Raw genomic sequence first — 8,240 nt, forward strand, 5'->3', positions numbered from 1 at the left:
GCTTGTGGCTAGTATACTGGATCTAATAAATGCGATCTAAATAAGTAACCCTAAAAAATATCCGGAATCTCACGCTAAACTTGAGGTGCCTGGCTTTGCAGGCATGCAGGCCGGGTATAAGAGTCTATTGGAAAATATATGGACTATTTTTCCGGCCGGACGTGATTGTTTTGGTATTTTCACCCTATGCGCATTAAAGGCTATTGGCTTTTCATTTTTCTGGCTCTTACTACCGGAGCATTTTTCTTTTACCAGCAGGCGCAGCCACCGTTGAGTTATGACTTCGCTCCGCAGTTCGATGGAAATGATTACCGCAACATATACGATTATTTTGAAGGCTACAGAGAAGACTATAATGTACCCCACCCATTTCATCAACGCCTGTTGGTGCCGTTTCTAGCTTCGCTTTGGAGCTATGATATTCTACCCGGATTTCAATGGCTCAATCTGATCTTTAGCTTATTGGCAGTGGTGGTTATGTTTCATTTATGGCGAAGCTTAGGCTTTGAGCTAAGATGGTTTTGGGCGGGCTTTTTATGGCTGATTTTTCATTGGACGGGTATGATACGGCTCAATGCCTTCGACCCCATAACAGTCGATTTACCTACTTATGCCTTTCAGGCTTTATTCCTTTGGCTTGTCTTAAAGCGAAAATTCATTCACCTTTTGTGGCTGGCTCCGCTGGCCACTTTGCAAAAAGAATCGTTCTTGGCCTTGCCTGCTTTACTTCTAGTTTATGGAGCCTGGCACAACAGAAAAACGGATGAGGGTTACTACGACTTACCATTTATTGCCGCTTCTCTTCTTTTGGCCATTGCAACTCAATCTATAGTCAATTTTAACTTTCCTCCGCAAGAGGCAGGTAGAGGCGCATTCATCACCCTGGCCTATCATGCGCGAGAGGCTGTTTTAAATCCTTTTGAGCTGCTTAGGTGGCTGGCTGCCATTTCCATGGCCTTTGGCCCGGCCATATGGCTGGCCATTAACCGTTATAGAAAAACCTATCTATACGACAACACCCGAAACCTACTGCTCATGTACAGTGCCCTGTACCTGGCCTTTGGTCTGCTGGCCGGTGGAGACATGACACGAATTGTTTTTCTGGGCTTTCCCTTTTTGGCCACCTGGGTGATGTTCGAGTTACAAGAAACCAACAAAGCGAAGCTTCTTTTGTTAGCCTTGTTTTCTTTTCCACTCACTTTTATCTGGCAGCATATTCCGGACCCTGCCTGGCAATGGGAAGCTTGGGAGAGCTGGTACCCTGAGTTTGCAAACAAAGAACGGGTATTACTGTTTCTCGGGTTTATTCTTGCCGCATTTCTACTGCTACAAACCAAAAAAACGACTTAAACGCCTTGTTAATATAAACCACTACCTACCAACCAATTGCAACAACCCACCAATCTCACTATATTATTGAATAGTGATAAAAGCAAGTTGGCCGACTCTTTGGCGGCATTGCCTTTTGTGCTTAACTCAAAGGAAAGAACTTTGTGAGCAACCCAAATTTATGCCCATGCTGGTGAATAAATTTAAACCGAAAGTCAATGAAGTGATGTTCATAAACACTCATTGTCTATTGCATATACTTGAGGGTAGTGGAGGGTTGCAGGTAGATTTCAAAAACTACTTCGATTGGGACGATAAAATCATCTTCCTGGAAAAAGGCCAGTACATAAAGTTTTTAGGCGATGATTTTACTGTAAGACGCATAGACTTCCCAGATGAAGCTCTATTTAAAGACAAGCAGGTTCGAGTGCTTTTTAAGCATATGGTGAGCTTGGGGTATATCAATTTTGAGGATTGCCTGGAGTGCCAGAAATACCTGAACGAGTCTGTTTTTGGGGCGCCCAAAGATATTATAGATGTATCGGCAAGGCAGTGGTTTTGGCAAAATCCCTTTAACGCCAAGCCCGAAGAGTACCATCTGATTTTCGACATTAAAGAATTTATTGACGAGAAGTATAGGGAGCAACTTCAGAATGCCGACTTCAAACTATTGTTTGAATCGTCCGGACTCAACCCTCATAGACTGGTCAATGAAAAGGTTGGTGTAACCATAAAAGGCCTATTAAAAAATAAGCGCCTCACTGAAAGCAAAAAAGACCTGGTCTTCAGTAATAAGAGCATTAAAGAAATTGCCTACGACCATGGTTTTTCAGACCCTGCCTATTTTAACCGGTTCTTTAAGCAACAAACTCAAAAAACTCCATCGGATTTCGTTAGAGACACCGGCATAGACCGCACGGATGATTTTGCCACTCATCTCTTTGAACTACTGCATGAGTTTCATACCACTCAAAGGGAGGTAGGCTTTTATGCCGATAAACTGCATTTATCGGTAAAAGCTCTTTCCACTAAAGTTCGTCAACAACTCAATGTGAGTATTGGGCAGCTCATACGGCAACAAATTATTCTCTCGGCCAAGCGAATGCTTCTGCAACACCAATCTATTCAGGAAGTAGCCTTTTCGCTGGGTTTCGAAGAGCCCGGTCACTTTAGTAATTTCTTTAAACACTACACCGGCCTGAGTCCCACCGAATACCTGCAAAGTAAAAAGTCCAATCAATAGGCCATTTTTTGTAAGCATTGGCCCAACTCGATAGGCCAAATTTGTCATGTGATTCATCAAAAAACAATTCACATGAACATAAAAGAACAAGTACAAAAAATGGATGCAATGGTATCGCAAGGCGATATCGTGAATGCCGTGAAGCAGTTCTTCTCGGCCAACGCCAACACTTCTGATTATGGTGGAGTAAAGACCGCCTCTCGCGATCAGATGGTAGAAAAGATGGAAGGCTTTACCGGAGCCATTGCCCAGGTAAACGGCATTACCCATCACAGAACATTGGTAGATGGCAACGCTTCGGCCTCGGAGTTTACCTTCGACTTCGACATGAAAGACAACTCGCGCATTCTATGGCACGAGATTATTAGAAGAGTGTGGAACGATAGCGGAGAAGTAGTTGAAGAGACCTATTTCGATGCTAAAATAGCCTAGCCATGAAATTCAGGTTTATTTCTCCAACCGTTCACGGCATCATAGACTACTCGGCCGCAGTGGCACTTATTAGCAGTCCGTTTCTGTTGGGGCTTGGAGAAAGTTCACCCATGGCCAAATGGCTCTCTGTGGTCACCGGAGTGGCTGTGATTATCGTAAGTCTAAACACTACTTATAAGTTTAGCATTCTTCACACCATTCCCTATAACGGTCATTTGCTCATAGACTTAATGGCCGCCACCACTTTTGCTGCTGCTCCCTTTCTATTCCACTTTACGGGAATAGACATGTACTACTACATAGCCAATGCGGTGGTAGTATTTCTGGTAGTCGCTCTTAGCGACAATTGCGAACCTTCATTAACAGATTAAATAATTATACCATGAAAACAATCAGAAAAATAAGCATGTTGGCGCTTGCGCTAACTTTTCTGAGCCAGGTAGCTTTGGCTCAAGACAAACAGGCCTACAACATTGACAACAGCAACATTGCGTTGCAAGGCTACTCGCCCGTTTCTTACTTGGATTTGGGCCTTGCTCAAAGAGGACTTAAAGAATATAAGTCTGAACACGACAAAGTGGTTTACTACTTTACTTCTGCCGAGCAAAAACAAAAATTCGACAGAAATCCTGAGAAGTATTTACCTCAGTATGGAGGCTACTGTGCCTTTGGTGTATATGCAGGCGCAAAGTTCAGGCCCGACCCAAATAAGTTCATTGTAAAAGACGGCAAGTACTTCTTGTTTCTTTATAACCTTGAGCTAGATGCCCAGCAGCTTTGGTTGAAAGAAAACAACCACGCAGGGTTGATGAAGAAGGCCGATGACAATTGGGCCAAACTAAAGAAAACCTACAATTAATTATTGGGGTTGACTTGTTTCTGGGAAGAGGCTGTCTCAGGAGTTTCCTTCTTAGCCCAACCATTGGCTAAAGGCGAGCTTCCGACACAGCCTCTTTCTTTTTTCCATGCTGCCACTTTCAGGTTAATAAAAATTCGATCTGCCGGAGACCTATTATTTCATAACTTAAGCCTGCCTTAAGCAATTACCTATGAAAAAATACCTTTCCGTTGCCGTGTTATTGGTGTCTACAAGCCTTTGTACGCTAGCACAAAATGCCAAACCTGTCTTCAAAAATGGAGAAGCTCAAATTGTAGAAGCTTTCAGCAATCCGGAAGAATGGATTAGAGAAGACTTGTGGGTAGAAACAGAGTTTGATACGGATGGAGACGGCAAGCCGGATAGAATGCACGTGGCTGTTACCCGCCCGAAACAAACCGAAACAGAAGGATTAAAACTACCGGTAGTTTACGAAACCAGCCCATACTATGCCGGAACTGCCGGATTGGCCAAAGGGCTTTTCTGGAATGTTGAGCATGAATTAGGTGCCACACCACCGCCAAGAACGCATGTAGAGGTGCAGCGGAGAGGTGAAAGACCCATCATATCCAATTCTCAAATCAGAACCTGGGTGCCAAGAGGCTACATTGTTGTGCACTCCTCCTCTCCCGGTACCGGTCTTTCCGATGGTGCCCCCACGGTTGGAGGAGACAACGAATCGCTAGCCCCAAAAGCAGTAATCGAATGGTTATCGGGAAAAGACAATGGTTATAAAACACGCGATGGACAGGAAAAAGTAAAGGCCTACTGGTCGACTGGAAAAGTAGGAATGACAGGAACCTCTTATAATGGCACACTTCCGCTGGCTGCGGCCACCACCGGGGTAGATGCTCTCAAGGCCATTATTCCGATTGCTCCGAATACTTCTTACTATCACTATTACCGCTCGAACGGTTTGGTGAGAAGCCCGGGCGGTTATCTGGGTGAAGACATAGATGTTCTTTACGACTTTATTCACAGTGGTGATGAGGCCAAAAGAGCCTACAACAACAGAACAGTGCGCGACACAGAAATGGCGAATAACCTGGATAGAATTACGGGCGACTACAACGACTTTTGGGCCGGAAGAGACTACCTGAATGACATGAAGCCCATGAAGGCAGCTCTGCTGATGTCACATGGCTTCAACGACTGGAACGTTATGCCGGAACATAGCTACCGCATTGCCATGGAAGCAAAGAAAATGGGGCTTCCGGTGCAAATATACTACCATCAGGCAGGTCATGGAGGGCCTCCACCAATAAGCATGATGAACAGATGGTTCACCAAATACCTTCATGGAATTGATAATGGGGTTGAAAACGACCCTAAGGCGCAAATTGTACGCGAAGGAGATAGCCCACAGGAACCTACACCATATGCCGACTACCCTAACCCGCAGGCCTCGGACGTAACCTTTTACCTGAAAGCCGGTGGTAAGGTTCATGGTTCACTATCTACCTCCAAGGCGCAATCTAAAGGGCAGGAAACCCTAACGGACAATGTTAACTTTTCCGGAGCTCAACTTGCTCAAGCCGATGAGTCTGAACACCGCCTGTTGTATGTAACACCAAAACTAACCGAACCTCTGCATATTTCGGGAGTAGCCCGGGTAACCATTGAGCTGGCCAGTAGTAAGCCTGCTGCAAACCTTTCGGTTTGGCTTGTTTCGCTGCCCTGGAATACTGCTGACGATGCCAGAATTTATGATAACATCATCACCAGGGGTTGGGCGGATCCGCAGAACTATAAATCACTTACCCGGAGCGAACCACTTGAGCCTGGCAAATTCTACACAGTCTCTTTCGATCTGCAACCGGATGACCAGATTATTCCTGCCGGCCAACAAATTGGCTTGATGATCTTCTCCAGTGACCAGGAATTTACCCTTCACCCACAGCCCGGCACTCAGCTCACTATTGACTTAAATGGTACCAGCCTGACTTTGCCAATAGTTGGTGGAAAGAAGGCTGTAAATAGCGTAATGAAGTAAGTAAAATTGAGTTATGGGTGTTCTAATCCCCTTTTTCGAAAAAGGGGGAATGGTTCTTCCAGTTTCAAGGGCAATGCATCTAAGGCCAACTTTTTATCAGCTTTTTTATATTGAAAATGCAGTTCTCAGATACCCTCGTTTACAACGTGAATGAGAAAGCCGCTAACAGGAAAATAGTGGGTAAAGTAATGAAGTTGCGAAGGAGTTTATAGAGAAGGGCTATAGTTCCATTCACTATTAAAAACAGAAGAGTCCAAATCAACAAGAAAGACCAGTTTCGTGTAACGAAATAGGTATCGTGAAGCTGTACATCACGGGATTGATTCAAGTCCATAGGGTTTATAGCCGTGAGAAAGTAAATAACAATGGCCAGAACAGCGCTCGATAACAACCAAAGCTTCCAAATTCTAATATTCTTCATCAAATCAACCCATTCTCAAATCATCAAATTGATCACATCTTCCGCATAATTTCAGACTCGTAGAAGTAGCAGCCTTTGTCTTCCTGACGAGCTACTTTCATCATAGCATCTACAATTTTGTCTGCATGAATAGGCCGGTATTTTTTCCACGGGCCAATAAAAGGAATAAACTTGGTAATGAACTGAGCAAACTTTTCACCCGGCCTTCTTTCTTCCCTGACCCCTCTAATCAGCGAAGGTTTGAAGATGTATATGGTTCGGTAGTTCAGGAAGGAGACTTTATCTTCCAGCTCACCCTTCACCCGATTATAGAAAAAGCGGCTGTTCTTGTTTGACCCCATTGCTGAGACGAGAAAGAATCTATCGGCTCCGGCATTTAATGCCGCCTTGGCCAATTCATAGCCATATGTAAAGTCAACTTTATAGAAAGCTTCTTTGGAACCGGCTTTTTTCATGGTCGTGCCCAGGCAACAAAAAACATCATCCCCCTTGGGGAAATCCGTCATTTCAGAAAGCTTGTCGAAATCTACAGTCAGCTCCTTGAGCTTCTCGTGCCGGATACCTAATGGCTTGCGGACCAAAGCAATGACCTGACCATAGTTTTTGCTTTGTAAAAGGTTTTGAGTTAACGACCTTCCAATCAGCCCGCTTGCACCGGCAATGATTGCAGTTTTTGAATCCATACATCTAAAATAGCCAAAAATTCATTCTGAAAGGTGACCCCTTTGTCTTTGGCATACCACAGGTGCATGTATTCCGTAAACTCCTTACCCGATTTAGCCTGGGTTTGTTTGTTCTCTAAAAATTCGCGTTGTATCAGATCAGGCCTGGGGCCCCAGTGCCCCAGCACTTCCCCATCGGCAGAAAGCCCGATTATTATGGGAATAGAACGCGCCCCGTTGGTCAGGAAATTATTCATAACCTCGGGGTTCTCGTCTCTTAAAATCAGCCGTAAATTAATTTGTGGGTTTAGTTGGGCCATTTTATGCACAAACGGCAACAGTTGTCCGGCATCGCCACACCACCCTTCAGTAATCACCAACCAGGTCATGGGCACATCTATACGGTTAACCATGGCTTCCAGAGCCGGTAGGAGTTTACCAATCTTCTCCCACTTTTGCATACGCTTTTGGCTTAGAATGGCATAACTTATCATTGACTCAGACTGGTTGGCTCCTGTTGTTTTTCCCTCGAGCAGCAACTGGTCTATTAACTTGCGGTAGGCAGCATAACTATAGGCTGAGTCGATCAGGTCGGCAGATAATTTCATTGGATTCAAACAAATGTTCGATGTTGCAACACCGAGACTAACGAGATAAGTTCAACTTTTCCCATTCTTTATACTTGTCCAAATCATCTTTAAAAGATTTGCCTAACCATACCAATATGGTAGCATCGTCTATAAGGCCAACAATGGGGATAAAATCGGGCAGGGCATCGAGAGGAGCCACAAAATAAAGCAATCCGGCCACTATCATTACAAGAGTTTGCCAGGGTATATGAGGGTAATGCCCATTCACCGAGTTGGAAAGCATTCGTACAATCAGGTGAACGTAGGCCACTACTTTGCCTTTCAGGGTTTCATCATCTTCCAGTGCATCCAGTTTCTTCTGAACCCTCAAAAGCGTTTTTTTCAGAGCCTCAGAATTGCCCACAATTTCAACTGCCTTTTGTTTAAATCGGTCAAAAACCTTTTTTTCTTTTTCGTTGGGTTCCGTTCTGCTCATAGTCTACATCAATTGTCTTGCTTCAGCTTTTATAAACGAAAGACTCTCTGCCACCGGGTCTCGGTTCTCTTTTATCATAAGATCAAAAATAGCTTCCGCCAAATCAATGGCATTGTTTTTTTCGGTCATGGTTTCACCCGCCTTTTGTATGGCAGCAACAATATCATTGATGGAGCCCTTTACCTTTTTCCAGGCATCATCGCTCACATATACTTGTT

At 44.3% G+C, this 8,240-nt stretch carries 10 protein-coding genes and 1 pseudogene; 6 read left to right on the plus strand and 5 right to left on the minus strand.

Annotation, left to right across the window (positions count from 1 at the left end):
- Positions 1 to 186 precede the first annotated feature (186 nt).
- The 6 genes from B3763_RS03110 to B3763_RS03135 all read left to right on the plus strand — a co-directional run bounded on the left by B3763_RS03110 (position 187) and on the right by B3763_RS03135 (position 5,874).
- Positions 187 to 1,350: a hypothetical protein gene (locus B3763_RS03110; RefSeq protein ID WP_286743570.1), complete on the plus strand. Its 1,164-nt coding sequence runs from the start codon at positions 187 to 189 to the stop codon at positions 1,348 to 1,350.
- 166 nt (positions 1,351 to 1,516) lie between these two features.
- Complete coding sequence (locus tag B3763_RS03115; RefSeq protein ID WP_286743573.1) at positions 1,517 to 2,572, plus strand: AraC family transcriptional regulator; 1,056 nt, start codon at positions 1,517 to 1,519, stop codon at positions 2,570 to 2,572.
- 72 nt (positions 2,573 to 2,644) lie between these two features.
- Positions 2,645 to 3,004 carry a hypothetical protein gene (locus B3763_RS03120; protein ID WP_189630332.1) on the plus strand — a complete coding sequence of 120 codons (360 nt, stop codon included), beginning with the start codon at positions 2,645 to 2,647 and terminating at the stop codon, positions 3,002 to 3,004.
- A 2-nt stretch (positions 3,005 to 3,006) separates the two neighbouring features.
- Complete coding sequence (locus tag B3763_RS03125; RefSeq protein WP_189630331.1) at positions 3,007 to 3,375, plus strand: SPW repeat domain-containing protein; 369 nt, start codon at positions 3,007 to 3,009, stop codon at positions 3,373 to 3,375.
- 11 nt (positions 3,376 to 3,386) lie between these two features.
- Entirely contained in the window at positions 3,387 to 3,863 is a 477-nt protein-coding gene (locus B3763_RS03130; protein ID WP_189630330.1) for a YHS domain-containing (seleno)protein, read from the plus strand.
- A 190-nt stretch (positions 3,864 to 4,053) separates the two neighbouring features.
- A complete protein-coding gene (locus tag B3763_RS03135) occupies positions 4,054 to 5,874 on the plus strand; it encodes a Xaa-Pro dipeptidyl-peptidase (RefSeq protein ID WP_286743577.1) in 1,821 nt (606 codons plus the stop codon).
- 139 nt (positions 5,875 to 6,013) lie between these two features.
- Here the strand turns inward: B3763_RS03135 and B3763_RS03140 are convergent, their stop codons facing one another.
- The 5 genes and pseudogenes from B3763_RS03140 to B3763_RS03160 all read right to left on the minus strand — a co-directional run.
- Complete coding sequence (locus B3763_RS03140) at positions 6,014 to 6,295, minus strand: hypothetical protein (RefSeq protein WP_286743578.1); 282 nt, start codon at positions 6,293 to 6,295, stop codon at positions 6,014 to 6,016.
- 32 nt (positions 6,296 to 6,327) lie between these two features.
- Positions 6,328 to 6,978 (minus strand): oxidoreductase, encoded by a 651-nt coding sequence (locus B3763_RS03145; protein ID WP_286743580.1) that lies wholly within the window; start codon positions 6,976 to 6,978, stop codon positions 6,328 to 6,330.
- Positions 6,936 to 7,565 carry a thioredoxin family protein gene (locus tag B3763_RS03150; RefSeq protein WP_286743583.1) on the minus strand — a complete coding sequence of 210 codons (630 nt, stop codon included), beginning with the start codon at positions 7,563 to 7,565 and terminating at the stop codon, positions 6,936 to 6,938. Before B3763_RS03150 ends, B3763_RS03145 begins: the two co-directional genes overlap by 43 nt.
- Before the next feature lie 37 nt (positions 7,566 to 7,602).
- Positions 7,603 to 8,022 (minus strand): YkvA family protein, encoded by a 420-nt coding sequence (locus tag B3763_RS03155; protein WP_286743585.1) that lies wholly within the window; start codon positions 8,020 to 8,022, stop codon positions 7,603 to 7,605.
- 3 nt (positions 8,023 to 8,025) lie between these two features.
- Positions 8,026 to 8,240: pseudogene (locus tag B3763_RS03160) on the minus strand (hypothetical protein); the annotation flags it as partial.

The sequence above is a fragment of the Roseivirga sp. UBA1976 genome (genome assembly GCF_002336325.1).
Taxonomy (GTDB): Bacteria; Bacteroidota; Bacteroidia; order Cytophagales; family Cyclobacteriaceae; genus Roseivirga; species Roseivirga thermotolerans.

What these genes read in the sequence shown, in the direction of transcription:
- B3763_RS03120 (WP_189630332.1), top strand. Translation starts at nt 2,645, where the DNA reads ATGAACATAAAAGAACAAGTACAAAAAATGGATGCAATGGTATCGCAA.
- B3763_RS03140 (WP_286743578.1), bottom strand. Translation starts at nt 6,295, where the DNA reads ATGAAGAATATTAGAATTTGGAAGCTTTGGTTGTTATCGAGCGCTGTT.
- B3763_RS03110 (WP_286743570.1), top strand. Translation starts at nt 187, where the DNA reads ATGCGCATTAAAGGCTATTGGCTTTTCATTTTTCTGGCTCTTACTACC.
- B3763_RS03135 (WP_286743577.1), top strand. Translation starts at nt 4,054, where the DNA reads ATGAAAAAATACCTTTCCGTTGCCGTGTTATTGGTGTCTACAAGCCTT.
- B3763_RS03155 (WP_286743585.1), bottom strand. Translation starts at nt 8,022, where the DNA reads ATGAGCAGAACGGAACCCAACGAAAAAGAAAAAAAGGTTTTTGACCGA.
- B3763_RS03130 (WP_189630330.1), top strand. Translation starts at nt 3,387, where the DNA reads ATGAAAACAATCAGAAAAATAAGCATGTTGGCGCTTGCGCTAACTTTT.
- B3763_RS03115 (WP_286743573.1), top strand. Translation starts at nt 1,517, where the DNA reads ATGCTGGTGAATAAATTTAAACCGAAAGTCAATGAAGTGATGTTCATA.
- B3763_RS03145 (WP_286743580.1), bottom strand. Translation starts at nt 6,978, where the DNA reads ATGGATTCAAAAACTGCAATCATTGCCGGTGCAAGCGGGCTGATTGGA.
- B3763_RS03125 (WP_189630331.1), top strand. Translation starts at nt 3,007, where the DNA reads ATGAAATTCAGGTTTATTTCTCCAACCGTTCACGGCATCATAGACTAC.
- B3763_RS03150 (WP_286743583.1), bottom strand. Translation starts at nt 7,565, where the DNA reads ATGAAATTATCTGCCGACCTGATCGACTCAGCCTATAGTTATGCTGCC.